Here is a 25,487-nt window from a genome sequence, read left to right on the forward strand (position 1 = left end):
CACTTACAACGCAGGACAGGATTGATTCCGCTGTCCTGATTGCCCGGTAGCCGGATGCGTTGGCATCGTATTGACGGCAAACCGACGAAGAAGTTACTCCCCTTTGCTAGGCGCAACATTAATGTAAAAATTTGCGACAGTCAATCTCCCGTCCGGTTAACCTCGCGCTACCCCGGACGCGCCGCGTTATCCCGCCCGCAGGCATTGCCGGACAAACGCCGCCATCAAGGCCTCGCTGTCGGGCGTATCGGCGATCCCGCGGCCGATTTGCGCCAGCTCCGGTCCGCGCATCGGCTCCTCGGCCGTCATGCCCGCTAAAAAATCATGCATCACCGCGGCGGAAAACTCCGGATGGAACTGGGTGGTGATCACATTATGGCGATAGCGCAGGATCTGGTGGGGATCGCGCGCCGATCGGGCCAGCACGGTGGCGCCCGCGGGCGGCGTGATCACGGTCTGCGAATGGATCAGATTGGCCTGGAACCGCTCCGGCAGCCGGGCGATCAACGGGTCGTTAACGGCGGCGGGCAATACTTCAATCGCCTGGGTGCCCACCTCCATGCCGTCGGCAAGATAGTCCACCTCGCCCCCCAGCGCGTAGGCCAGCAGCTGGTGGCCGTAGCAGACGCCGAAAATCGGTATCCCGGCCGCCATCGCCCGGCGCAGCCACGCGGCGGCGAATTCGCTCCAGGCCAGCCGTTCGGTCACCATGGCCGCCGACCCGGTAATCAGCACGCCGCAATAGGCATCGGGCGTGTCGGGCCGTTCGCCGCCCGGCAGGTGGACAATCCACACCTGCCGTGGGTCCAGGTCGGTCGCCTGCAGGAACATCGTGTCGTAATTGCCGTTAGCCGCGATCACATCCGGCGGCGCGTCGCCGGTTTGCAGGATCAGAATGGGTTTGGCCGCGGTCGTCATGCCACCGTCCCCCCATCCCGGGCGTTTATCGCCAGGCCGCCGGCGCGTGCGTCAACGGCATGGCTGCTAGCCGTGGGATTATCGGCGGGAAATACCACGCCGGTCTGGCGGCGGATTTCGGTTAACAGGGCGGCGGTGGCGCGCGCATGCGCCAGACCGGCGTGCTCCACCTCGTTGTTTTCCACCAGCGCGGCAAAATGTTCCGCTTCGTAGAGCATGGTATTGATATGCTGCGGCTGGGTAAGATCCTGCTTATTGCCGCTGCGCGGCACCCAGGTGATCTGCTGGCATTCGGACATTTTTTCAATCACCAGGGACCCGTCTTCCCCCTGGATTTCGCTTGGCAACGCGGTCTGGCTGACCTTTGAATGGCTAAGCGTCACGTCAAAATCGCCATAATCCAGGCACACCGTGCCGTGGCCGTCAACGCCGCTGGCCAGCAACGAGGCGGTGGCGTACAGGCGCAGCGGCTCGCCCCACAGCGCCACAGCGCTCGCCAGCATATAGAAGCCGATATCCATGATGGAGCCGTTGGAAAATGCCGGATTAAAGGTATTGGGCTGTTCACCGGCCAGATATTTCGGGTAGCGCGAGGAATATTGGCAATAGTTAAGCAACACCTTGCGCAATTTGCCCACGCGCGGCAGCGCTTGTTGCAAAGCATGAAAATTAGGCAGGCTGGCGGTTTTAAACGCCTCGAACAGCACGACGCCATTGGCGCGCGCGCAGGCAATCATGTCTTCCACCTCGCGCAGGTTGGAGGCCAGCGGCTTCTCGCAGATCACATGTTTTTTATTGCCCAGGAGCAACAACGCCTGGGAGCAGTGCATGGCGTTGGGGCTGGCGATGTACACTGCGTCTACGGCATCGGATTGCGCCAGGGCCTCCAGCGAGTCGAAATAGTACTGGACCGGATAATCGATCCCAAGTATTTGCGCCTGTGGGAGGGTGCGGGAATAGATGGCCGTCAGTTTAAGCTTGCCGCTCTCATGGGCGGCATCGATAAATTGCCGGGTAATCCAATTAGTACCTATCACAGCGAAGCGAATCATACTGAATCATTATCCTGCGCAGTGGTAAACGAAGCCTCAGATTAGCACGCTAATAGTAGAAGGAAAACATCCCTGCGGGCAGGTTAACCCCGCCCGTCCGGCGTTAAATCGCCCCGATCGGCGCGGTTTTTGCCCGGCGGATGAAAAAAGAGTTTACTGCGGTGGCGTTTTCAGGGATAAACACCCCAATTTGACTGTTTCAGGAAAGGCCTATGAGCCGCTTTGACTATGCTTCCGGCACGCTGGAGCTTGACAGATATCCGCCCGGCGCGGCCGATGACAATTTACAGGCCTGGGATGCGGCGGACGAATACCTGCTGGCCCATATCGCCACCCTGGGCGCCGTCGCCGGGCCGACGCTGATTCTCAACGACAGCTTCGGCGCGCTGGCCTGCGCGCTGCGCGCCCTCTCGCCCTATAGCAGCGGCGACTCCTACCTCAGCCAGTTGGCGACCCGGCATAATGACCGGCAAAATCCCGGCGACGACGGTGAAATCCATTTTCTGGACAGCCTGTCCCCGCTGCCGGACGCCCCCGGCCTGGTGGTGATGAAAATTCCCAAGACCCTGGCGCTGCTGGAGTATCAGCTCTATGCCCTGCGCCGGGTGGCCACCGCCGCCACGCAGGTTATCGCGGCGGGAAAGGTTAAGGATATCCATAACTCCACCCTGCAACGGTTTAGCGATATCCTCGGGCCCACGCGCACGTCCCTGGCCAAAAAGAAAGCCCGGCTGATTTTCAGCCAGGTGACCGCGCCGGCGGCGGACAGTCCCGATCGGCGCTGCGTCTGGACCCTTGAGGAGAGCGGATACCAGATCCATAATCATGCCAATGTGTTTTCCCGCGCGTCGCTTGATATCGGCGCCCGGTTCTTTATGCACCATCTGCCCAAAGGGCTCGACGGCACCCTGGTCGATCTGGGCTGCGGCAACGGCGTGCTGGGTTTAACCGCCCTGGGACAAAATCCCGGGTCCGAAGTGCATTTTGTCGATGAATCCTATATGGCGGTCGCATCGAGCCGGATTAATATAGAGATTAACCGCCCCCAGGATATGGCGCGCTGCCGGTTCAGCGTGGAAAATTCGCTGGCGGGTTATGACGCCGGCAGCGTGCAGGCGGTGTTATGCAACCCGCCGTTCCACCAGCAGCAGGCGATAACCGATCACATCGCCAGGGAAATGTTCCGGGATGCGAAGCGCACCCTGCGCGTCGGGGGGGAATTACGCGTCGTTGCCAACCGACACTTAGATTATTATCATCAGATCAAACAGTTATTCGGCAACTGCACTACACTTGGTTCGAATCCAAAATTCGTGGTGTTGCGCGCGGTAAAAATCTGATGCCGCAAGCGGTTTCCGGCCTGCTTCCCAGGACGTTTTGGTAAGCATTTAACCGGTGAAAAAAGGCGGGCACTAATGCATTCGTTGGCTATGCCGACAGTGATTATACTTCGCCAAAGGTCATTTTTAAGGAACGATTATGTTGTTGCAAGAGTTCGAAACACGGTTAAACGATGCGTTGACGGAGCTGGAGCAAAGCTTTGGCCGCCACCATAAACTGTGGCAGCTGGACCATCAGACTTTGCAGCAACAACTGGATTTGAGCCTGCGCCGCGAAGCAAAGCTGCGTGAACAAAATGCGCTACTGATAAGCCAGCTCAACAACCTGGACAGCTCGCCCGATCGCAATCCGTTAATCCACAAAATCAAAATATTAGGCACCCATATTGACGCGCTGGCCAGGGATGCGGCGGCGTTCCGCCGGTCCCTGCCCGGCGCTAATTAATGTCACGCCGGCGATGTGCTATTTTTGCCGCTCCGCTTCCAGGGCCTCAAGGTCAATGATGGGTTACGGCGCAATCGTTGCCAAAAGCCGGGGGGACGGGTGGCGTTGCCGGCAACGGCGCCGCCTTCCTGTACATCATAGATCTTGCCCAGCAATTCGAAATCATGGGTCATCCCCTGCGTATAACCGCTTTTAATCCCGTCCAGAACAAAAAACGTACGTAACATCTGGCTTGTTGCGTTGTCATCTCTCCCGAGCAGTTGCTGCAATGATTTGATATTGAGTATATAGCGTTCGGTCATCTGACGAATTTGATGCTGTTCAGATAATGCGGCGGACGGCGCCAGAGTGCATAATCTGAGAAAATTATACGTATGAATACTACAATCATTATTAAATTGAAACTGCTGGCCAAAATAGCGAATTTCGTTATCACTTGATTCGTCAATAAGAGCGTCTAGTAATTTTTCTTTATCTTCATTCTCCTCTCCTGAGTCGTAACTGTCGAAGATATTAAAAACAAAACCCCTTGATTTTTTTTCCACTAAAATAGCGCTGAAATGATCACCCTGGGATAAAACACCATCTTCTCCTCTTTGCATAGATAATAAAGGCATCATCAGATAATGGCCTATAGCGAGTGTTTCCATCCTGACGCGGGCAATGTGAAAACGCTTCTGCGTATCCTCCCTTAAATAAAGAGGAAAGTGGTTATTGATTCTATTCGCCTGATGTCCATAAAGCAGGGTCGGGGTACAAAAAAAATCCGTTTTCTCTTGCGAAAGTAAATAAATCATCGTTTCCAATATGATTTTTTCCACAAATACTCCCGGCGGCAGGATACATTTTAATTCCTCCGGCAGGACGAAGGTCTGTTCCAGCATGGCATGGTCGGACAACGGCGTGCCAGAATAGTGATAGTTCTCATATTCATGCAAAAATAAACGCATGCATTGGGTAAGTTTTATCTTAATATTTTCCTCAACGTCTGCTTCGTACCACTGAAACCAGGTATTTAGCATGAACCTGAATAAATTACGCTGGCAGGTATCCGGACTTGGCCTTATCTCATGATTGCGCGCCGGCAGGCAGGGGGGCGAGTCAGATGACGCATCGACACATACGGTCAGGTAATCATTCACGAATGCATGAGGTGTGATATTGGTTGTTGGCTGATACTTAGCTCGATAAATTTCTTTAATAAAATTAATGTTTTCGGTAAATTTTTTATGATCATATAAACTAACGTCTGTGCGATTTTTTTCCGGTATCTCGCTATATGTTATATTATTGCAATATGATTTATCGTTGGCATTAACGCTGAGCATACTTTCCTCTTGAACCGATGGAATATTAATAAGTGATATATAATAGGTTTTTGTACACAGTCATGTTTTTTCTTTTAGCCATTTCAGCATGGTACGAAAATGACGGCCTGTATTTTAGCCTATATCATGTTAAACGCGGTATGCCGCGCAGGGTAATAGAGTCAATATATAAATAACTGTTCTCAATAAACAAGCGTGATGCCAAAAGTAACGTCATTTTTTACCTCTAATTACAATGCCTTAAAATATACTTCCTTAGGTCACTATCAGGATGGGAACGCCTTATCAAAGATGGTATATAGTTCGATGTCTAATAATACCTTCATACAGTACATGTACGCTTTGCGCGCCTAAACGGCCATCCTGACGGCTATGGCAATACTTTTATCTTTACCTTAAACCCAATTTTAACGCCGTTGATTAATAATGCGGATAAATATTCTCCGCACTATAAACCTTGGCCTGCTTTTGCCGATGATTAGGGTATTGCCATTAACAGAAGGCATATTTTCATAAGGCCCCGTCCTGAACCTGATTTACCGGCGCCAAGAGATAAGCCGACATGCCAAGGCAACCGTCAAGAGGATGCCCGGGCAAGGAATAACAAAGAGAGCACGAAAGGAAAAGTAAATGAATATATTGAAAAATTTTAAAATCAGGTGGGTATTGGTCTTCATCCTCATTATTTTTTCGTTGCTCTGGGCAGCGGTATCGACGTTTACGCTATTTTCCTTAAATCAAGTTAACGAAACCCTGAAGCTTAGCGATAATCAACAGGTTAACGGTGACGTCATCAACGGCGCCAACGATCACTACTACCGCGTGGTCACCACGCTGGAGCGGGCCGCCAAGCAGGCCAAGGCCGGCAATAAGCAGGCTTTTGACGATGAAATGGCTGCGGTCTCGGAAGAGATGAACGCCATCGATGCGGGATTAAAACAGTTTAAAGTCATGGATCATGGGCTGCTGGAACCGGCACTGGTAGATAACATCTATAACTCATCCTTCGATTTGTTTACCAAGGGCATTCAGCCGCTCGCCCTGGCGGTGCAAACCGGACGGCTGGACGATGCCGAGCGTCAGCTCGCCGACCCGTATCTGACATTGCGCAAACAGTTCACTACCGCTATGCATTCATATAATGCCTCGATAGAAAAAATCAAGGCGGACTCGAGTATCCGCATAAACCTGCTGGTCTCCTGGTGTCAGCGCACGCTAATGGGCGCGCTACTGGCGGGAATTCTCCTTATGGTGATTACCGATCGTTACCTGGTGCGTTATCTGGTCAAACCCCTCGACACCATAAAATACTATTTCACCGAACTGGCGGCCGGGCGGCTTGATGTCGAGATCAAGAATTTCGGGCGCAACTGCGTTGGCCAGTTAATTCCGTTCCTGCTGGAAATGCAAAACAGCTGGGTCACCACGGTGACCAGCATCAGGGCCAGCGCCGAAGCGATTTACCAGGGATCAAGCGAGATCTCCATGGGGAATACCGATCTGTCGTCCCGTACCGAACAGCAGGCCTCCGCGTTGGAGCAAACGGCGGCCAGTATGGAGGAACTCAACTCGACAGTGCAGCAAAATACCGGCAATGCGCACCAGGCCAGCAAACTGGCGGAATCGGCCTCGCAAACCGCCAGGAAAGGCGGCGCCAGCGTGCAGGAAGTGGTCGCCACCATGGGCAGTATCGCCTCCAGTTCGCGGCGCATAGTGGATATTATCGGCGTGATTAACAGTATCGCCTTCCAGACCAATATCCTGGCGCTGAACGCCGCGGTGGAAGCAGCCCGCGCCGGCGAACAGGGCAGGGGATTCGCCGTGGTGGCCAGTGAAGTACGCAACCTGGCCAAACGCAGCGGCGAAGCGGCGAAAGAAATCGAGACCCTGATTAACGAATCGGTGGAACGGGTTAACGTCGGTTCAACCCAGGTGGCGCACGCAGGCGAAACCATGGAGGATATCGTAAAGGCCATCACCCATGTGACCGATATCATGAGCGAAATCGCCTCGGCTTCGGATGAGCAAAGCAAAGGCATTCAGCAAATCGGCCAGGCGGTAACTGAAATGGACAGCGTCACCCAGCAAAACTCGGCGCTGGTACAGGAATCGGCGGCCGCGGCCGCCTCGCTTGAAGAACAGGCGCGTCATCTGACCGAGATGGTTTCAGTGTTCAAGTTAAAACAGGCCGGTATCTCCGCTCCGGGCCGGCCGGTGCCGGCAGGCAAAGCGCCGCGGGCCATTGCCGGCCGCAAGACGCCCTCCAGCCAGGATGAGCATTGGCAGACATTTTAATGATGGTTTTCCTGTAATGAGATAAATACTTCGCCCGGCCTTCAGGCCGGGTTTCTTATGACTAACCCGCAAAAGGCGATTATCCTTACCGTTCCCTACTTTCTTCGTCATGACATTCTGCGGACATGCGTTTATTCGGCAAAATGCCGCTTTCCCTTCATTTAGATCCTCTTGCTTTTTCTGGCAAAAACATAAAATAAATAAATAATATGTATATTAATTATTGGCATGCGTTGCGATTGGGTAAAAGCTATATTTAAATAGACGATTTAACAAATATAATGCCTTGCTAAGACAAATAATATGATGCTAGTCTGGCGTTGTGAGGTGCTCTTTGGGTTGATGGGCAAATATTTTGATCTTTTTCTTAATATAATGCCAAGGTAGCGAATTTATTATAACGCGCCCTCTTTTCCAAGGACTTGTACAAATATAATGATTAAATTTTTAGTCGAAGCAAATAAGTTCCTCTATAAATTTCCTGATAATATCCTTATCAGGGACACCCTTAGCGGTGACATGAAAGTAATCGAGCATTGCAGTGATAATTTTATTTATCGGAATTATTATGTAGGTTACCGCTCGTTAAATGGCAAAATTTTAATACTTAAAGATAATAAGCCCATTTGGATCATGACATACGAAGGCGGGGTAATCAATCATGAGGATTCAGACGATTCTGTCAGGAAAATCTATGCGTTTGTCAGGCAAAACCTGGCAAGGTCGACGCTTGAACAGCCTATCCGGGGCCCATCCGAATTCCAGGATGGCAAAATGATCTATAACAATCGTTTTTTTGGTACCATTAATAAGTTTAACGGCACCGAAACCGTTACGTTGGGTGACCTGCGGTTAATTTATAGCCTGAGCTACTCGGGCGGCGATGTGATATATTAGCCCGGCGTTAATCCGCCGCTGACCAAGCCCTTGTTCATGTTACGGGGGCTTTTTATCCTGCTGCGATACACAGTTTCTTTACTCTTATTATTAACCTTCCCATGCGCTATTCTACAAAGGCAATTCCCAGGCATACAGCGACCACCCCGGCGGCCGGAAACAGCCAATTTCAGCTAAGTTGCTTTACCGCCATCGTATAAAACAGCCTGTCTTGAGCGCTATCCGCGTTACCCATCGGGTAAGTCGCCTGCTGACCGGTTATGAGGTAGCAATGGCAGTGGCCGAACCGTACTTTTGCAACCGCAGGCAACGGCCTGACCCCGGACGGCCGGTAAATTCCGCGGCGGCGCCGCCGTTATGCCAGGGCCAACGCTTGCATAATGGTGGTGAGCTGGCCGGGATAACAGCTGACAGAACAGCCATTGGGCAGGTGCAGGGTCACGGTATTGGGGTCGTCTCTCAAGAGCTCGGTGCGCCCGGCCGCCCCGATATTGCCTTTTTCCGCGTCAAACTTGTTTTTATTTAACCAATAATAAAAGGTACTTAACGTCAATTTTTCGCGCGCGCAATAGTCCTGTTTGGACAATCCGCTGAGCAGCCATGCCTGGATATGATGCAGTTGCACAGTCAGGGGATACCGGTTTGCCATTAATTACCTCGATAATGTATTTATAACATGTGATTGGAATTAATTATTAAATAAATTTAATAACAAAATAAATAATCATGAAAATATAATTTATTATTCTTTTTGCTTTATCGCATGATGGCGCGCTGCAACTGAATATACCATTCACATTATCGTTTGGAAATAATTTTGACAATACTAGTTCTATTTACACGGATAAGTAACGAGAACCTTTATCTTGCAGCCATGGCTTGGAGGCGGCGAAAATCAGATAAAGAGCGCAGGCTGAAAAACGGCCCCTGGCGACCGCTGTTTTCGCGACATCAGAAAACGCGTAATTCCTCGTAAGAAATTATCACATGTTTTTTGTACGCCGGCCGGGAAGCTAGCCGTTGATAATAGGCTTGCAAATGAGGCAACGCCGGGCGAGGAATATCAATATCATAATAACGATATAGTACATGGCCGAACTGTATATCCGCTAAAGTCAATTCATGACCCGTTAGATAAGGATGCAGGGCTAACTGGCGTTCAGCGATAGATAAAACGGTTGCCAGCGTTTCCACCGCGCGGCCAATCGCCAGCGGATCCCGCTCGTTCGCCGCCGTGCGCACCACGCGCCAGAAAATGGGGGCGGTAAAGTTAAGCGCCACATTAATTTTTGACCACTCCGCCCACATATCCACCTGCGCCCGGCAATTCTCATCCCGCGGCCAAAAAACATCCTTCCCATACCTGGCTGCCAGATACCGCAGTATGGCGCCCGTTTCCCATAACGCCGGGCCAGCGTTATCTTGCAACACCGGCACGGTGCCGTTGGGATTCATGGCTAAAAACGCCGGCGTGTCATTGCCGCCGTATTTATGGCCGATATCGTAACGCTGATAATCGAGTTGCAATTCACCGATGCACCACATCAGCGCCTGGACATTGGATGACGTTTTCCTTCCCCATACTTGCAGCATATCGCTTCACCGCCTCTGTTATTGGAGTGGATAGTTTACCTGCTGTTTGTCCGGTAATAACGTTTTTTTCCCTACTTCGGGTAGCCTTTCCCGTAATAGGGGTGGGCTGATAATGATAAGAGAGAACGAGTTGGGTGATGCCTTCGCGCATGTGGTTTGCTCCGAAACTAACGGCGTACGCATCCGCACCGCCGACCTCATAGAACAGACCCGGGCCAGGGGGATACAATTAACGCCGGAAGAGGCCAAAGCGTGCCTGATGCGAGCCGCCAGCGGGTTGAGGTTGATCGCCGAGGGGCAGCATAACACTACAGAGAAGCGTTAGCGCGCCTTTCAGGGGGCGGGTGTTAGATGTTATGGTAAATAGAAAAGGTTAATTCTCAGGGGAGTAATACATGAATTCACACCCGATCCGGCAGATCATTGCGTCATGTGATAAGGCTATCTCAGCAAAAGATTTTGACGCGCTGATGGCGCATTACGCCGAAGATGCGGCGCTGGTTGTTAAACCGGGCATGATAGCCCGGGGTAAAGACGATATTCGCCGCGCTTTCATTGCCATATCTGACTATTTCCAGGATCGGCTCATTGTGGAGCAGGGGAAAATGCAGGTTATTGAAGGCGGCGGAAATGCTCTGGTTATCATGGAAACGGTGCTTCGTTTCCCGGACGATCAGGGCGGAACGGCCGAGGCCATCCGGCGGGCTACCTATGTATTCCGCCGGGAGGGCGACGGCCGGTGGTTGTGTACTGTCGATAATTCTTACGGCACCGCCCTTCTGGATAATAATATCGTCTGAAAACAGGCAATGATGGGCAGGCGTTGCCGGGGGTGGTGTTAAATTCAGCCCCGCCGAGGATAACGAACATCATCATTGCGGCAGTAGGGAGCGGGAAATGGACGTATTTACGGTACGCCGCGTTACCAGAAACCATGTTGGCGATTTCAGGTATGTCAGACTCGAAGCTCTCAGGCTTTACCCGGAGGCATTCGGCGCTTCATTTGCAGATGAAAGCCAGAAGCCTGATGAGTTCTTTGCTGAGCGCCTGCTGTTAAATACGGTATTTGGCGGGTTTGACCTGCACAATAGATTGCAGGGCATCATTGGCATCAGTTTCAGTACTGCGCCAAAGCTGAGCCATGTGGCCACGTTTTGGGGAATGTATGTCCGGGCTGAACTGAGGGGCAGCGGTCTTTCCAGGGCGCTTCTGGCGGCAGCACTGCAGGCGGTTGGAACGGTGAGGACGGTGAAGCTTTCCGTCGTCTCGACAAACCGTCCGGCGCAGGCGCTTTATCGTTCTGTTGGATTCAAAGAATGGGCAACAGATACCGCTGCATTATGTGTTGATGGTGTGTTCCATGACGAGCTTCTTATGAGGCTGGACTTCTAACCCGCTTCGTAACCGGGATACCACCAAAGAACATTATCACCAATGCACTAATATCAATTGCGGCCATACGTTTAAGACTATGGAAAGCATTACGGAATCCATTATGATCCCCGGCCGGGTAAATCCGGCGCCGCCCCATCCCAGGGCCAAGCAAGATGCGTTTGGTTCTGAGCCAAGCCTGCGAGAGCAGGTTTTTTTTCGCCTGCCGTTTGCCTGTTTCCGATGTCTAAACTGCGTCGTCGATGAGGCACGATATTTTCTGGTGAGACACTTTTGAGACACTCGGGTAAAACAGGAAAAATCGAAACGGGGAAGGGTGGTTGTAATAGGATGATTTATATAAGTTTTCTTGGTGGCCCCTGCTGGACTTGAACCAGCGACCAAGCGATTATGAGTCATAAAATCGGCATGTTTCTAATCGTTCGCCATTGGCGCCTATTGTATTTTTAATTTTCTATAATCAATCAGTTATGAGGTTATTTTTGTTTCTGATTGGTTGTCGCGTCTCCCCATTGTACTATCGTTACCTGACCCAAAATGGGCATCGGGTCAGGTAACGCTTATACTCAGAAAGGCAACCTCATGGCCGCTAATCTTACCGAGACTGCTATACGTGGATTGAAGATAAAAAGCACGTCGTACTACGTGTGGAGCAACAGCGCTCAGCGCGGTACCGGCAGGCTTGGTGTCAAAGTTCAGCCTTCAGGCAGCAAGATTTTTTATTTCCGTTACTACATTGAGAAAGGGAAGAAAGAGAAATTCATTCAGCTGGGCATCTGGCCTGAGATGAAACTGGTGACGGACAATGAGCTGGCGAAAAAGTACGGAGCCTGGCTTGTTGAAGGAAAAAATCCCCAGCAAGAGCTTGAGCAACAACGCCTGGCCGAGCAGCACATCATGCAGCTTCATCGCTCGCAGGGATCGTTTAAAGAACTGGTACACGGCTATGTTAACAAGATGAAGCTCGACAATAAGCGGACCTGGGCCGATGTACTGAAGCGTCTTGAAAAAGAGTGCTATTCAGTCATTCCTCGCGAGACCAAAGCGAAGGATGTCACGCCCTTACAGATCAAAACGATCTTGTCTGGCATCATCCAGCGTGATGCGGTGGTCCATGCAAACCGAATTCGTTCCTACCTGATGGCGGCTTTCAACTACGGGCTTAAAGCCGATAACGATCCGATGAATACCAGCGTAGGCATTACGTTCGGGCTTGAAGCTAATCGGTATCGGCCATACCGAAGCAGTCCTCGGCGGAGAAAGTGGGTGATACATGGTTAACGCTGGAAGAGCTACGTTTTGTCATGGAACAGTTCGCTCAGGCAACTAACGTTGGCCCGTTGATGCAGCATCTGATTCGCTTCTGTGTTTATGCTGGCGGGCAGCGCCCGTTTGAAATGATTGCCAGCCAGTGGAACGCGATTGACTGGCAGCAGAAGACGTTACTGGTCATTGCCGATGTATCGAAAAACAAGCGTGAGCACCTGATCCCGCTGACTGAGTCGGCATTAAATGAATTAGCCTCTGTTAAAGAACTGACTAAGGAAAGTGGTAGCCTCTATATCTTCCCACGCTCGACCAACGGCGAGCGACCGGTGCGCACCGATAGTCTGGCGCGTTCCATCATGTATTTCCGGGCCTCTAGTCCTGAGTTTAACGTTTTCACGGCGCGAGATTTACGTCGCACCTGTAAAACGCTGATGGGGGAGGCGGGGATCAGTAAAGAGATCCGCGATCGTATCCAGAACCACGTGTTGAACGACGTTAGCTCGAAACACTATGATCGTTATGATTACCTGACTGAAAAGCGCAGGGCGCTTGAGATCTGGGAGGATCGGGTTAACAACTACCAGCGCCAGCAGGAAAACAACGGTGTGAACTTATTTGGACGGAGGTAAGAGCTTGTCAAAATATGAGCTTAATTCAGCAGAAGAGCGTTATCAGCCGGGCTCTGGAGACTTGGTGCTGGCTAATAAGCTAGGGATCACTGAAGAAGAGGAAATGGAGGCGCTGGAGTCTGGTCTATTGCTGATGCTTTATGAACAGCTATTTATCGAAGGCCAGCCGCCAGCGGCGCTGGCTTTTGAGCATATCAGCGGCTGGCATCGTCAATGGCTGGGGAATGTGTACGACTGGGCGGGGAGGTTGCGTAATGCCAACTTAACTAAGGACGGTTTCCAGTTTGCTGCTGCCGACAGGATTCCGCTTCTTCTTGATGGTTTCGAGAAGCAGTTTCTCTCCCGTTCTGGTGAACTGAAATCCCTGGCTCGTCCGGAGCTGGTTCGTTATCTGGCTGAATGCCATGTGGAATTTATTTTGATCCATCCATTCAGAGAAGGTAACGGGCGTCTGTCGAGATTGCTTTGCGATGTGTTGTCGGTTCTGTCGGGGAAGGGCTTACTGGACTACAGCCTGTGGGATGAGCACAAGGCGTTTTACTTCAAGGCAATACAGGCAGGCATATCAGGGAACTACAGTCCCATGATGCAACTGGTGGACGATATCTTGCCAGATTAACGGGCGAGGCCAACAGCTTTCGCCTGTACCTGATTTTTTTTGAGTTGCTGTTCAATCTTTTGCACGGAAACGCCTGTTTCGATCGCGGTTGAACTGGCGACGGAACGATAGATCTGAGTTCTGGTGATCTGAGTATGTGCTGTTTTTTTTGTCATGCTGAAAGCCTCGTTTTGTTGCAATCATTCTAGTGTGGATAGGGACAGCCCGCAAGGCTGGTACAATGGGATAGCACTGTACATCTCTCGATTTGAGATGATGAAAAAACTGACTTGTCATTAAATAGTTTTTAAACTCATCGCTTTACCTTGTGATCTCTTCCTGATCTCCTCCCATTAAACAGGACCAGGCTAAACGGGAGCTTTCTGCCACACTTCTCATACTAAAGGGGGGATCCGGGCATGAAAAAATCCAAGTTTACCGAGGAACAGATAGCTTTTGCCTTGAAACAGGCGGAAGGCGGCACCCGCGTGGCGGAAGTGTGTCGCACGATGGGCATTTCTGAAGCGACCTTTTTCAACTGGAAGAAAAAATTTAGCGGCATGGGCGTGGCTGAACTGCGGCGCTTGCGTCAGCTGGAAGATGAAAATCAGCGGCTAAAACGCTTGGTGGCGGATCTGAGCCTGGACAAAGAGATGCTGCAGGATGTGCTAAAACGAAAGTTTTAAAGCCTGCCCGTATGCGTGAAATTGTCCATTTTTTGCTTGACGCTTACCGGGTAGGCATTCGTCGCGCCTGCCAGACGATCCCCATGAGCCGCTCGGTTTATTACTACCGTTCTTGCCGTGATGACCGGGGGCTGACCACGCGGATCAGGGAGATCGCTGAAACCCGGATCCGTTATGGCTGCGAGCGATTACATGTACAGCTCAGGCGTGAAGGCTGGCGAGTGAACCACAAAAAAACGCACCGCATATACTGCCAGGAGGGGTTAAATTTGCGGTGCAAACGGCCCCGGCGCCATGTGACGGCGGCCCACCGGCTCGAGAGGCCGCTACTGTCAAATCCGGATCAATGCTGGAGCATGGATTTCGTTGCTGATAATCTATTTAACAGGCGCCGGTTTCGGGCGTTAACTGTGGTCGATAGTTTTAGTCGGGAATGCCTGGCGATCCATGCCGGCCAGTCGCTCAGGGGCGAGGATGTGGTGGCGGTACTGGAGCATCTGAGGTTGATGCACAATCGTGTGCCGTTAAGGATCCAGGCCGACAACGGCAGCGAATTTATCTCAAAAGTGCTGGATAGATGGGCGTACGAAAATAAGGTCACCATGGAGTTCTCACGCCCCGGCACGCCGACGGATAACCCGTTTATCGAATCGTTTAATGGCAGCCTGAGGGATGAATGCCTAAATATCCACTGGTTCCTGTCGATGGAAGATGTGCAGGAAAAGCTTGATCGCTGGCGGGAGGAATATAACCATGACAGGACACATTCTTCATTAAATGATCTGACTCCGGCGGAATTTATCCGAAGTCACCAAAAACGGCAAATCCTCTCATTTAGCCATGATCAGGATATGGGGGGAGGTCAATTTTGGCTACCTCTGCGTGTTTGAAGGATAGAATCAGGATTACTCTGCTGCCATTTTGCTGCCATCCTGTAGCGCCTACAAAAAAGCCACCATGCAATATGGTGGCTTAATATATTGTTCTGTAAGGTTTTTCTTGGTGGCCCCTGCTGGACTTGAACCAGCGACCAAGCGATTATGAGTCGCCTGCTCTAACCAACTGAGCTAAGGGGCCGAGTGGGCGTTGATTATAGAGTAACTGCGGTGACAGATCCATAGTGTCCCGGTTTGCTTGGCTGATTTATCGCCAATTACGCGCTATTATTGGCCGGCGTGTGTAGCGCGTTGCATTTTCAGGAGTTTTCAAGATGATAGAGGACATTCTGGCCCCGGGGCTTCGGGTGGTTTTTTGTGGTATCAACCCGGGATTGTCGAGCGCCCATAAGGGTGTGCATTTCGCCAATCCCAATAACCGGTTCTGGAAAATCATCCATCAGGCCGGGTTTACCGAGCGGCAGCTTAAGCCTGAGGAAGAACGTCAACTGCTGGATACGGGATGCGGCATTACCATGCTGGCAGAGCGGCCCACCACCGAGGCGTCCGAGCTGACGCTGGCGGAGTACCGGGAGGGCGGCAAACGCCTGATCGAGAAGATCCAGGCGTATCAGCCCACCGCGCTGGCGGTACTGGGCAAGCAGGCGTACCGGCAGGCGTTTCGGGTGAGCAACGCCATTTGGGGCAAGCAGGACGTGACCATCGGCAAAACCGAAATCTGGGTGCTGCCCAATCCCAGCGGACTGAACCGTATGGGTTTCGAGACGCTGATCAAATCCTATCGCGAGCTGGATGCCATACTGGCGACGCGGGGCCGGTAACCCGGCCCGGTCAAGGGGCATAACCAGGCCTGGCCGCCGGATGCCCGGGCCAAACGCAGCGCCGATCGTAAGGCGAGCGCCGCGCCGCGGGGAAATAGCACGGGCATCAATCAAAAAAAAAGCCCCGCCTGTCGAGAGCGGGGCTTGTTGCGGCCGTTAACGCGCCGGGCTGGCCCGTTGCCGGGTCCTGCGGGGTTTAGTCATCCAGGAAGCTGCGCAGCACTTCAGACCGGCTGGGATGGCGCAGCTTGCGCAGCGCCTTCGCCTCGATCTGACGGATACGCTCGCGGGTAACGTCAAACTGTTTGCCCACTTCTTCCAGCGTATGGTCGGTATTCATATCAATGCCAAAACGCATGCGCAGGACTTTGGCTTCACGGGCGGTCAGGCCGGCCAGCACATCATGCGTGGCCGAACGCAGGCTTTCCGAGGTGGCGGAATCCAGCGGCAGCTCAAGGGTGGTATCCTCGATAAAATCACCCAGATGCGAATCTTCATCGTCGCCGATCGGCGTTTCCATGGAGATCGGCTCCTTGGCGATTTTCAGCACCTTGCGGATTTTATCTTCCGGCATCAGCATCCGTTCCGCCAGCTCTTCAGGGGTGGGCTCGCGGCCCATTTCCTGCAGCATCTGGCGGGAAATACGGTTGAGCTTGTTAATGGTCTCAATCATATGTACCGGGATACGGATGGTGCGCGCCTGGTCGGCGATGGAGCGGGTAATGGCCTGACGGATCCACCAGGTGGCATAGGTCGAGAACTTGTACCCGCGGCGGTATTCAAACTTATCCACCGCCTTCATCAAACCGATATTCCCTTCCTGGATCAAATCCAGGAATTGCAAACCGCGGTTGGTGTACTTCTTGGCAATCGAGATAACCAAACGCAGGTTGGCTTCCACCATCTCTTTCTTGGCGCGGCGGGCTTTCGCTTCGCCGATGGACATGCGACGGTTGATGTCCTTCACCTGTTCGATGGTCAGGCCGGTTTCTTCTTCGATCTGACGCAGCTTTTGCAGGTTGCGATGGACGTCTTCATCGACTTCGCGCAGTTTTTCCGACCAAGGCTTGTTCATGGCCAGCGCCGCCTTGAACCAGGCTTCGCTGGTCTCGTTGCCGGCAAACAGCGTGACGAAGTTTTTCTTCGGCATTTTGCAGTTTTCGACGCAGAGCTTCATGATCAACCGTTCCTGGGTGCGCACGCGATCCATCATGGAGCGCATGTTGCTTACCAGGTAGTCGAACTGTTTCGGCACCAGGCGGAACTGCTTGAACACCTCGGAGAGCTTGAGGATTTCATCCGCCGACTTGGCGTGGCTGCGGCCGTTGGCTTTGATGACATTGCGCGTGGCTTCGTACTGATCGCGCAGATCGACGAATTTCTGGCGCGCCAGCTCGGGATCGATACTGTTATCGTCCTCCGCGTCGTCGTCATCTTCTTCTTCGTCGTCATCGTTGTCGGCCAGTTCGGCGGTGGTCAGTTCGGAGCCGATATGGGTCGCGGTCGGCGCCATCTCTTCTTCGGCGTTCGGGTCGACAAAACCGGTGATCAGGTCCGACAGGCGCGCTTCGCCCGCTTCGACGCGATCATATTGTTCCAGCAGGTAGGTGATTGCCTCAGGATACTCGGCAACCGAGCATTGCACCTGATTAATCCCGTCCTCGATACGCTTGGCGATATCGATTTCACCTTCACGGGTCAGCAGTTCAACGGTACCCATTTCGCGCATGTACATGCGCACGGGGTCGGTGGTGCGTCCAATTTCGGACTCCACGCTCGACAGGACCTGCGCGGCCGCTTCGGCGGCATCTTCGTCGGTGTCGGAGGTGTTTTCGGCCAACAGCAGGTCGTCGGCATCCGGTGCTTCTTCCATCACCTGGATGCCCATGTCATTTATCATCTGGATGATGTCTTCGATCTGGTCGGAGTCGACGATATCCTCCGGCAGATGGTCATTGACCTCGGCAAAGGTCAAATAGCCTTGCTCCTTACCACGAGTGACAAGTAGCTTGAGCTGTGACTGCGGGTTTTGCTCCATAAGACGGTATCCACACTTCAGATTATAATTCGGTGTTGGTCGGTGAAATTTCATCACCAACAAGAGTGCAGGCCTTTGTTTAACGCCGCAGCCCAATACGGCATCGCACAGGGCATTGCCCTGCCATTTATAGGCAATTAAGCCTCGGTGTCATTCATGTCTTTTTGGCCAGAGCCATATTCAGTGACCAAAGCTCTTTTCGTTCTTCGGTCGTCAATCCGTGCGTTCTATCGCGCGCTATCAGCTCTTCCTGACGTTGTTCCAGTATGGAGTCATAAAGGCTCGTCAGGGTATCGACAAACGTCGCTTCGATCATATCCTCTATGATCATGTGGTTCCAAATCGCCAGCGTTTCAAGCTGCGGGCTGGATTTATTATCCCGGTACAGCTCCAGCAGCTGCCCCGTGGTCAGGCCCGGCTGCGCCTGGCAGGTCTGGACTAATTCAATAAACAGCGGCACACCCGGTTGATTCGCCTGCTCCAATCCCTGTAAGGACGGGATAAGGGCCGACAGGCGCGGGTTTTGCACCAGCAATCCTATAAGTATACGCATGGTTGTGCGTTTTATCCGGGGTTGCGGCGAAATATTTGTATTGCCCGCCTGCTTCGGCAGCAGCTTTTCCAATTGGTTATCGTCCAAAATGCCCAATTTATTACCCAATTGCTGGCGCAGGTACATGCGCAGCGTTTCCCCGGGCACCTGGCTTATCAGCGGCAGCGCCAGGGTGCTGAGCTTGGCGCGGCCGTCCGGGCTGCTTAAATCCACCTGCGGCATCAGCGTCTCGAACAAAAAAACCGATAGCGGCTGCGCCTGTTCCATGCGCTGCTCAAAGGCTTCTTTGCCAATCTGGCGCACCAGGGTATCGGGATCTTCCCCGTCCGGCAGGAACATAAACCGCAGCTGGCGCCCGTCGTTCAAATAGGGCAGGGCGGTTTCCAGCGCGCGCCAGGCGGCTTCCCGGCCCGCGCGGTCGCCGTCGTAGCAGCAGATGACCTGATCCGTGGCGCGGTAGAGCAGCTGGATATGCTCGGCGGTGGTGGCGGTGCCGAGCGAGGCGACGGCATAATCAATGCCGAACTGCGCCAGGGCCACCACGTCCATATAGCCTTCCACCACCAGCAGGCGCGACAGCGCCGGGTGCTTCTGCTGCGCTTCATAAAGCCCGTACAGCTGGCGGCCTTTATGAAAAATCTCGGTTTCCGGCGAGTTCAGGTACTTCGGCTGGCCGTCGCCAAGGATGCGCCCGCCAAAGGCGATAACCCGCCCGCGCCGGTCGCGGATCGGGAACATGACGCGCTCGCGAAAGCGATCATAAACCCGTCCCTGATCGTTAGTCACCAGCATTCCGGCATCGTTCAATGCCGTGCGATCGTCCGCCGAGCGGCCAAAGCGTTTCAACACGTTGTCCCAGCCGGGCGGCGCGTAGCCGATGGCGAAATGGCTGATGATCTCCGCGCTCAGCCCCCGCTTGTCCAGGTACTGGTGCGCCGGCGCGGCGGCGGGCTGCTGCAGCGCCTGCAAATAGTAGTCGCTAAGCTTCTCCATCACCTGGTAGAGGCTCTGGCGCTGGTGGCGTTCCTGCTGGTTGGGACCGGCGCCCGTCTCGGACGGCACTTCAAGGCCGTGCATGGTGGCGAGTTCCTCGATGGATTCGACAAACTCAAGCCGGTCGTAATTCATCAGGAAATCGATGGCATTGCCATGGGCGCCGCATCCGAAACAATGGTAAAACTGCTTCTCGCCATTGACGGTAAACGACGGGGTTTTTTCATGGTGAAACGGACAACAAGCGTGATAATTCTTGCCTTGTTTTTTCAGCTTCACCCGAGCGTCGATCAGGTCGATGATATCGGTGCGAGCCAACAAGTCGTTGATAAATACGCGTGGGATTCGTCCAGCCATAAGCCCTGATTGGTTAGCCTATAAACGAGAACAAGCCGCGCAATCCTTCCGGATCGCACGGCCTTCGTATGCAACTGCTAAGTCTGCGGATTAATCACGCGGTTGGGGTTTTCACCCCGAAAAATTAATACAGACGAGTGCGGCGTGCGTTTTCGCGAGCCAATTTTTTTGCATGACGTTTTACTGCGGATGCTTTGGCGCGTTTACGTTCGGTAGTCGGTTTTTCATAGAACTCACGACGACGAACTTCGGCCAGGACACCTGCTTTTTCGCATGAACGTTTGAAGCGACGCAGTGCTACGTCGAAGGGCTCGTTTTCACGTACTTTAATTACCGGCATGTAACTCTCACCTCGATAGAATTCGGATTTTGCTGCTGACCTTGTGTCAGCCGTTTCAAAATGGTGCGGAATTTTACTTCAACCAGGGCTGCTTTGTAAAGCGCCACGGCCAATGATCTTGCTGGCCGGCCGGCAAACAGCGTGGGTCTTTGCCGCGTCATTCATGATTTCTTGGACTTATTATAGCGCAAAACGGCCAAATTTGCTGCACATGATTGGCGTGCTCGATTAAAAAGCATGAAATTAAGTGGCCTGGCCTGTTGATCCGGGATCCTGAGCGGCCGATCCTGGATCTTCCCGCGGATCCCGCGATCCGCAAGGGGCATACTTGTATCATGGCCCGGGCAATAAAGACACCGAATTTACGCGCCGCGGCACCGCGCCGGCGGGTGCCCGCGGGCCGGAATATGGTAGACTATGCGCCGCACAACGTGGAGTTGATGAAAAATTATGCGAGTTTTAGGTATTGAGACGTCCTGCGACGAAACCGGCGTGGCGATTTACGACGAGCGGTCGGGGCTGCTGGCCAACCAGCTTTACAGCCAGGTCAAGCTGCATGCCGACTACGGCGGCGTGGTGCCCGAACTGGCCTCGCGCGATCATGTGCGCAAGACCGTGCCGCTGATCCAGGCCGCGCTGCGCGAGGCGGGGCTGGAGGGGCGGGATATCGACGGCGTGGCCTATACCGCCGGCCCGGGCCTCGTGGGCGCGCTGATGGTGGGCGCCACCGTGGGACGCGCCCTGGCCTATGCCTGGAAGGTGCCGGCCATCGCGGTGCATCATATGGAAGGCCATCTGCTGGCGCCGATGCTGGAAGATAACCCGCCGGCGTTTCCCTTCGCCGCGCTGCTGGTGTCGGGCGGGCATACCCAGCTGATCGCCGTGACCGGCATCGGCCGCTATGAACTGCTGGGCGAGTCGATAGACGACGCGGCCGGCGAGGCCTTTGATAAAACCGCCAAGCTGCTGGGACTGGATTATCCCGGCGGCCCGCTGCTGTCGAAAATGGCGCGCCAGGGTACGGCCGGGCGTTTTACCTTTCCGCGCCCGATGACCGACCGTCCGGGGCTGGATTTCAGTTTTTCCGGCCTGAAGACCTTTGCCGCCAATACCGTTCGCGCCAACGGGCAGGACGACCAGACGCGGGCGGACATTGCCCGGGCGTTCGAGGACGCGGTGGTGGATACGCTGGCGATTAAATGCCGCCGCGCGCTGGATCAGACCGGCTTGACGCGGCTGGTGATAGCGGGCGGCGTCAGCGCCAACCAAACCCTGCGCGCGCGTCTGGCGGAGATGATGCAAAAACGCGGCGGCAACGTGTTTTACGCCCGTCCGGAATTTTGCACCGATAACGGCGCGATGATCGCCTATGCGGGCATGGTGCGCCTGCAAGACGGCGCTCATGCGGATTTGGGCATTACCGTGCGGCCGCGCTGGCCCCTGGCCGAACTGACGCCGGTATAAGGGAGGGGGCGTTATCTGTCCCTATGGCTGTCCTGCGCGTTGTTTTGCGTGCCGGCCCGCAGATCGGGGTCCCTGTTATCCGGCGCGCCTTCCTGGCGGTCGATATCTTTGTCTTTTTGCCGCTTGCGCCAGATACGGCTTTCCTGGCCGCGCCATAGGCGCTGGATATTGTCGTGGTGGCGCAGCAGCACCAGGCATGACAGCATGGACACCGGGAAGGTAAACTGCGGTTTAAACCACCAGACGTAAAAGGGCGCGATCAGCGCGCTGATAATGGCGCCCAGCGACGAATAACCGCTGAGCAGTACCGTCAGCAGCCAGGTGCCGGCCATCAGGCCGGTCAGGTCCCAGCCGATGGGCGCGATGGCGCCGAACGCGGTGGCGACGCCTTTGCCGCCCTGGAAGTGGAAGAACACCGGGTAGATGTGTCCGATACAGGCGGCGATGGCAATCAGCCCCAGGTAGAAGGGCGGCACCCCCAGATGGTAGCCCAGCCAGACCGGCAGCATGCCCTTGAGTACGTCAAATACCATAACGCCCGCCGCCGCCGTCCTGCCGCCGATACGCAGCACGTTGGTGGCGCCAGGGTTACCTGAGCCGTGGGTGCGGGGATCGGGCAGACGGGCGAGTTTGCATATCAGTATCGCGCTGGACACCGAGCCGCAAAGATAGGCGAAGATTATCATGCCAATCGCAATAGCATTCATAACCAAGTTCCATCCCGTAATCATCGTTTTATTTGCCTGAGTGTGGATAATACGCATATTCCTTTCGAAGTGGTATCCAACATCCACAAAAAGCGGGTATGGCGCATGGACATTGTATTTATAGAACAGCTGACGGTGATGACGGTTATCGGCGTATATGACTGGGAGCAGACCCGGCTGCAAAAGCTGGTGTTTGATATCGAGATGGGGTGGGATAACGGGCCCGCGGCGCGCAGCGACGACGTGGCCGACTGCCTGAGCTACGCCGATGTCAGCGAAGCGGTGCTATCGTTTGTCGCGGGCAATAGGTTTGCGCTGGTCGAGCGGGTGGCCGAAGACGTGGCCGGGCTGCTGCGCCAGCGTTTTAACCTGCCCTGGGTGCGCATTAAACTCAGCAAGCCGGGCGCGGTGCCGCAGGCGAAAAGCGTTGGCGTGATAATCGAGCGCGGTAACCGAAAAGTCTGAAAGTTTATGACTCTTAATCTAAAATTCATGCAGCGGAAACCTTTTTACCGTATGTTTGTCTCATTTTCCGGGTTGTTTTAGCGGCTGGGTTTGACGTCAAACCGCCGCTTTTTTGTTGTCGGTTGCTTGAGGGGAACGTTTTGTATGACAGGACTGCCTGATGTATTTATTGCTTTTATTCTTGGGGTGGTGGAAGGGTTAACCGAATTTTTGCCGGTCTCCTCGACGGGGCATATGATTCTGGTCGGCACATTGCTGGGTTTTACGGATGATAAGGCAAAAACCTTTGAAGTGATTATCCAGCTGGGGTCGATCCTGGCGGTGGTGGTGATGTTCTGGCGCCGGCTGTTCGGCCTGATCGGTATTCATTTCGGCCGGGTGCCGCACGAGGGCATCGGCACCGGGCGCCTGCGTCTGGGGCATATCCTGCTGGGCATGATACCGGCGGTGGTGATGGGCCTGGTGTTCCATGAACAAATCAAAGGGCTGTTCGAGGCGAAATACGTCATGTTCGCCCTGGTGGTCGGCGGCGTGCTGCTGCTGGCCGGCGAGTGGCTGAAGCCGAAGGTGCCACGCGCCGCAGGCATTGATGATATCACCTATTTGCAGGCTTTTTTGATCGGCTGTTTCCAGTGCCTGGCGCTGTGGCCGGGGTTTTCCCGGTCAGGCGCCACCATCAGCGGCGGCCTGCTGGTGGGTGTGAGCCGTTATGCGGCGTCGGAGTTTTCCTTTATCCTGGCGGTGCCGATGATGCTGGGGGCGACTGCCCTCGATCTCTATAAAAGCCTGCCTTTCCTTTCCTGGCATGATTTCCCGATGTTTGCCGTGGGGTTTGTCACCGCCTTTGTCGTGGCGCTGGTGGCCATCAAGCTGTTCCTGCAGATCATCAAGCGTATCTCGTTTGTGCCTTTCGCCATCTACCGCTTTATCCTGGCGGGACTGGTGTACTGGGTGCTGATGTAGCGCCGGGGACGCCGCTACGCTAACGTTTGCCAAAACAACGCCCCGCCGGTCTTGCGCCCGGCGGGGCGTTGTTTATCGTCAGGATAAGGCCGGCTGCGGGGAGGAGGACTAGTCCTGCAGAGTCTCCGCGCGCGATTGTTCCTGGCGTTGCTTCCAGTCCGCCAGCGCTTGCAGCCGGCGCCGGCGGATCTCCTCGCCGATTTCCGCGCCGGTAAACCCCGCCTCGATCACCTCGCGATTGGTCACCGCCGCCGCCGCCCGATATGCCTCGCGCAGGCAGTCTCCCTGCGGATAAGGGTTATTTTCAAAACCGGTGCGCCCCCGGGCGTCGGACTCGCTGGTGATGATCATCTGCTCCAGGCGCTCCGGCTTGCGCCAGACGTCGATGGCGCTGAACAGCTTCATCAGGGTCCTGGGGGTGAGGCGATCTACGGTATGGATCAAATCATGGTATTCGGCGACGATTTTTGCCAGATCGCGAATGTGGTTGGGCACCCGCATGCGGGCGCACAGGGCCTCGACCAGCTTGACGCCGGCCGGGCCGTGGCCGTGATGATGAGGCCAGAGGTTACGCGGGGTCAGCCCCTTGCCCACATCATGGCACAGCGTGGCGAAACGCACGGCGACGTCGGGCGTAAGCTGCGCCGCCATCGAGAGCGTCATCAGCGTATGGATGCCGGTGTCGATTTCCGGATGCCATTTGGCGGGCGCCGGCACGCCGAATAGGCGATCGATTTCCGGGAACAGCGCCGCCAGGGCGCCGCAATCGCGCAGCGCCTGGAAATAGACCTGGGGGTTGCGGGTGGCGAGCGCTTTTTCGGTCTCGGTCCACACCCGTTCCGGCGAGATGGACGGCAGTTCGCCGTTCTCGGCCATTTGCCGCATCAGCGCCAGGGTTTCCGGGGCGATGCGAAAGTTAAGATGGGCAAAACGCGCCGCGAAACGCGCCACGCGCAGTACGCGCAGCGGATCTTCGCCGAACGCGTCCGAGACATGGCGCAACAGCCGCTGCTCGATATCGGCCACGCCGTGATAGGGATCAATCAGCCGGCCGTCTTCATCCTGGGCTATGGCATTGATGGTCAGATCCCGGCGCATCAGATCCTGCTCAAGCGTAACATCCGGCGCGGCATAGACGGTAAAGCCGGTATAGCCTGGTCCTGATTTGCGCTCGGTACGCGCCAGGGCATGCTCCTCGCGCGTGCGCGGGTGAAGGAATACCGGGAAATCCTTGCCCACCTGCTGATAGCCTTCCGCCAGCAACTGCTCCGGGGTGGCGCCCACGATGACCCAATCTTTCTCATGCACCGGCAATTGCAATAATCCGTCGCGGACGGCGCCGCCGACCAGATATTTTTTCACTGTGAACTCCTGACAATGTCGGTTTTGCCATCATCTGTTAAGTGTAGTCGCATCCGCAACGCTGATTACCCTCTTCGTTATCATGC

General features: G+C 54.3%; 22 protein-coding genes, 1 tRNA gene and 3 pseudogenes. 14 read left to right on the forward strand and 12 right to left on the reverse strand.

What is annotated here, in order from left to right; translation table 11 throughout:
• Positions 1 to 186: 186 nt before the first annotated feature.
• Positions 187 to 918 (reverse strand): glutamine amidotransferase, encoded by a 732-nt coding sequence (locus ACL2XM_RS25380; protein ID WP_413731880.1) that lies wholly within the window; start codon positions 916 to 918, stop codon positions 187 to 189.
• Between the two features lie 77 nt (positions 919 to 995).
• Positions 996 to 1,970: pseudogene (locus tag ACL2XM_RS25385) on the reverse strand (Gfo/Idh/MocA family protein); the annotation flags it as partial.
• A gap of 212 nt (positions 1,971 to 2,182) precedes the next feature.
• Between ACL2XM_RS25385 and rlmG the strand changes: the two are divergent.
• Positions 2,183 to 3,310 (forward strand): 23S rRNA (guanine(1835)-N(2))-methyltransferase RlmG, encoded by a 1,128-nt coding sequence (rlmG, locus tag ACL2XM_RS25390; protein WP_413721514.1) that lies wholly within the window; start codon positions 2,183 to 2,185, stop codon positions 3,308 to 3,310.
• A 139-nt stretch (positions 3,311 to 3,449) separates the two neighbouring features.
• Positions 3,450 to 3,755, forward strand: a complete 306-nt coding sequence (locus ACL2XM_RS25395; protein ID WP_410013400.1) for an MbeD/MobD family mobilization/exclusion protein — start codon at positions 3,450 to 3,452, stop codon at positions 3,753 to 3,755.
• 2 nt (positions 3,756 to 3,757) lie between these two features.
• Here ACL2XM_RS25395 and ACL2XM_RS25400 read toward each other — a convergent pair whose 3' ends face one another.
• Positions 3,758 to 5,083, reverse strand: a complete 1,326-nt coding sequence (locus ACL2XM_RS25400; protein WP_413731881.1) for a hypothetical protein — start codon at positions 5,081 to 5,083, stop codon at positions 3,758 to 3,760.
• Positions 5,084 to 5,713: 630 nt separating this feature from the next.
• Between ACL2XM_RS25400 and ACL2XM_RS25405 the strand changes: the two genes are divergently transcribed.
• Together ACL2XM_RS25405 and ACL2XM_RS25410 are read left to right on the forward strand one after the other, a co-directional pair.
• Positions 5,714 to 7,378, forward strand: coding sequence for a methyl-accepting chemotaxis protein (locus ACL2XM_RS25405; protein ID WP_413731882.1), 1,665 nt, complete (start codon positions 5,714 to 5,716; stop codon positions 7,376 to 7,378).
• Positions 7,379 to 7,813: 435 nt separating this feature from the next.
• Positions 7,814 to 8,275: a DUF5680 domain-containing protein gene (locus ACL2XM_RS25410; protein ID WP_413729376.1), complete on the forward strand. Its 462-nt coding sequence runs from the start codon at positions 7,814 to 7,816 to the stop codon at positions 8,273 to 8,275.
• A 355-nt stretch (positions 8,276 to 8,630) separates the two neighbouring features.
• On the opposite strand, the gene tnpA is transcribed toward ACL2XM_RS25410, so the two are convergent.
• Together tnpA and ACL2XM_RS25420 are read right to left on the reverse strand one after the other, a co-directional pair.
• On the reverse strand, positions 8,631 to 8,924 hold the full coding sequence (gene tnpA / locus ACL2XM_RS25415; RefSeq protein WP_410013404.1) for an IS66 family insertion sequence element accessory protein TnpA: 294 nt from the start codon (positions 8,922 to 8,924) through the stop codon (positions 8,631 to 8,633).
• A gap of 302 nt (positions 8,925 to 9,226) precedes the next feature.
• Complete coding sequence (locus ACL2XM_RS25420) at positions 9,227 to 9,868, reverse strand: glutathione S-transferase family protein (protein WP_413731883.1); 642 nt, start codon at positions 9,866 to 9,868, stop codon at positions 9,227 to 9,229.
• A gap of 395 nt (positions 9,869 to 10,263) precedes the next feature.
• Here ACL2XM_RS25420 and ACL2XM_RS25425 point away from each other — a divergent pair, with 395 nt between their 5' ends.
• The 5 genes and pseudogenes from ACL2XM_RS25425 to ACL2XM_RS25445 all read left to right on the forward strand — a co-directional run bounded on the left by ACL2XM_RS25425 (position 10,264) and on the right by ACL2XM_RS25445 (position 13,777).
• On the forward strand, positions 10,264 to 10,668 hold the full coding sequence (locus ACL2XM_RS25425) for a YybH family protein (RefSeq protein WP_413731884.1): 405 nt from the start codon (positions 10,264 to 10,266) through the stop codon (positions 10,666 to 10,668).
• A 97-nt stretch (positions 10,669 to 10,765) separates the two neighbouring features.
• Positions 10,766 to 11,260 (forward strand): N-acetyltransferase family protein, encoded by a 495-nt coding sequence (locus ACL2XM_RS25430; RefSeq protein ID WP_410013407.1) that lies wholly within the window; start codon positions 10,766 to 10,768, stop codon positions 11,258 to 11,260.
• Between the two features lie 19 nt (positions 11,261 to 11,279).
• Positions 11,280 to 11,405, forward strand: a pseudogene (locus ACL2XM_RS25435) (ogr/Delta-like zinc finger family protein); the annotation flags it as partial.
• 437 nt (positions 11,406 to 11,842) lie between these two features.
• Positions 11,843 to 13,158 (forward strand): annotated as a pseudogene (locus tag ACL2XM_RS25440) (tyrosine-type recombinase/integrase).
• Positions 13,159 to 13,162: 4 nt separating this feature from the next.
• Complete coding sequence (locus tag ACL2XM_RS25445) at positions 13,163 to 13,777, forward strand: Fic/DOC family protein (RefSeq protein WP_410013408.1); 615 nt, start codon at positions 13,163 to 13,165, stop codon at positions 13,775 to 13,777.
• Here ACL2XM_RS25445 and ACL2XM_RS25450 read toward each other — a convergent pair.
• Positions 13,774 to 13,932 carry a hypothetical protein gene (locus tag ACL2XM_RS25450; protein WP_410013409.1) on the reverse strand — a complete coding sequence of 53 codons (159 nt, stop codon included), beginning with the start codon at positions 13,930 to 13,932 and terminating at the stop codon, positions 13,774 to 13,776. The genes ACL2XM_RS25445 and ACL2XM_RS25450 overlap by 4 nt on opposite strands.
• A gap of 243 nt (positions 13,933 to 14,175) precedes the next feature.
• Here ACL2XM_RS25450 and ACL2XM_RS25455 point away from each other — a divergent pair.
• Positions 14,176 to 15,332 (forward strand): IS3 family transposase gene (locus ACL2XM_RS25455; RefSeq protein WP_413731885.1). Its coding sequence is split into 2 segments (ribosomal slippage): positions 14,176 to 14,428 and positions 14,428 to 15,332, totalling 1,158 coding nucleotides; the frame shifts between segments, so codons are not numbered across the junction.
• Positions 15,333 to 15,442: 110 nt separating this feature from the next.
• On the opposite strand, the gene ACL2XM_RS25460 is transcribed toward ACL2XM_RS25455, so the two are convergent.
• A tRNA-Ile gene (locus ACL2XM_RS25460) sits at positions 15,443 to 15,519 on the reverse strand.
• A gap of 133 nt (positions 15,520 to 15,652) precedes the next feature.
• On the opposite strand from ACL2XM_RS25460, the gene mug reads away from it, so the two are divergent.
• Entirely contained in the window at positions 15,653 to 16,159 is a 507-nt protein-coding gene (gene mug / locus ACL2XM_RS25465) for a G/U mismatch-specific DNA glycosylase (RefSeq protein WP_410013411.1), read from the forward strand.
• A 196-nt stretch (positions 16,160 to 16,355) separates the two neighbouring features.
• Here the strand turns inward: mug and rpoD are convergent, their stop codons facing one another.
• From rpoD to rpsU, 3 genes are all read right to left on the reverse strand, one after another.
• A complete protein-coding gene (gene rpoD, locus ACL2XM_RS25470) occupies positions 16,356 to 18,197 on the reverse strand; it encodes an RNA polymerase sigma factor RpoD (protein ID WP_410013412.1) in 1,842 nt (613 codons plus the stop codon).
• A 154-nt stretch (positions 18,198 to 18,351) separates the two neighbouring features.
• Positions 18,352 to 20,100 (reverse strand): DNA primase, encoded by a 1,749-nt coding sequence (dnaG, locus tag ACL2XM_RS25475; RefSeq protein WP_410013413.1) that lies wholly within the window; start codon positions 20,098 to 20,100, stop codon positions 18,352 to 18,354.
• 124 nt (positions 20,101 to 20,224) lie between these two features.
• Entirely contained in the window at positions 20,225 to 20,440 is a 216-nt protein-coding gene (gene rpsU / locus ACL2XM_RS25480) for a 30S ribosomal protein S21 (RefSeq protein WP_001144069.1), read from the reverse strand.
• A 450-nt stretch (positions 20,441 to 20,890) separates the two neighbouring features.
• On the opposite strand from rpsU, the gene tsaD reads away from it, so the two are divergent.
• On the forward strand, positions 20,891 to 21,904 hold the full coding sequence (gene tsaD, locus ACL2XM_RS25485; protein WP_413731886.1) for a tRNA (adenosine(37)-N6)-threonylcarbamoyltransferase complex transferase subunit TsaD: 1,014 nt from the start codon (positions 20,891 to 20,893) through the stop codon (positions 21,902 to 21,904).
• A gap of 11 nt (positions 21,905 to 21,915) precedes the next feature.
• Here the strand turns inward: tsaD and plsY are convergent, their stop codons facing one another.
• Positions 21,916 to 22,611 carry a glycerol-3-phosphate 1-O-acyltransferase PlsY gene (gene plsY, locus ACL2XM_RS25490; RefSeq protein ID WP_413729384.1) on the reverse strand — a complete coding sequence of 232 codons (696 nt, stop codon included), beginning with the start codon at positions 22,609 to 22,611 and terminating at the stop codon, positions 21,916 to 21,918.
• Between the two features lie 105 nt (positions 22,612 to 22,716).
• On the opposite strand from plsY, the gene folB reads away from it, so the two are divergent.
• Together folB and bacA are read left to right on the forward strand one after the other, a co-directional pair.
• Positions 22,717 to 23,076 carry a bifunctional dihydroneopterin aldolase/7,8-dihydroneopterin epimerase gene (folB, locus tag ACL2XM_RS25495; RefSeq protein ID WP_413721506.1) on the forward strand — a complete coding sequence of 120 codons (360 nt, stop codon included), beginning with the start codon at positions 22,717 to 22,719 and terminating at the stop codon, positions 23,074 to 23,076.
• A 144-nt stretch (positions 23,077 to 23,220) separates the two neighbouring features.
• Positions 23,221 to 24,039 carry an undecaprenyl-diphosphate phosphatase gene (gene bacA, locus ACL2XM_RS25500; protein ID WP_410013417.1) on the forward strand — a complete coding sequence of 273 codons (819 nt, stop codon included), beginning with the start codon at positions 23,221 to 23,223 and terminating at the stop codon, positions 24,037 to 24,039.
• A gap of 108 nt (positions 24,040 to 24,147) precedes the next feature.
• On the opposite strand, the gene ACL2XM_RS25505 is transcribed toward bacA, so the two are convergent.
• Positions 24,148 to 25,401 carry a multifunctional CCA addition/repair protein gene (locus ACL2XM_RS25505; protein ID WP_413731887.1) on the reverse strand — a complete coding sequence of 418 codons (1,254 nt, stop codon included), beginning with the start codon at positions 25,399 to 25,401 and terminating at the stop codon, positions 24,148 to 24,150.
• Positions 25,402 to 25,487 lie beyond the last annotated feature (86 nt).

Source organism: Sodalis sp. RH20 (assembly GCF_047324205.1).
GTDB lineage: Bacteria > Pseudomonadota > Gammaproteobacteria > Enterobacterales > Enterobacteriaceae > Acerihabitans.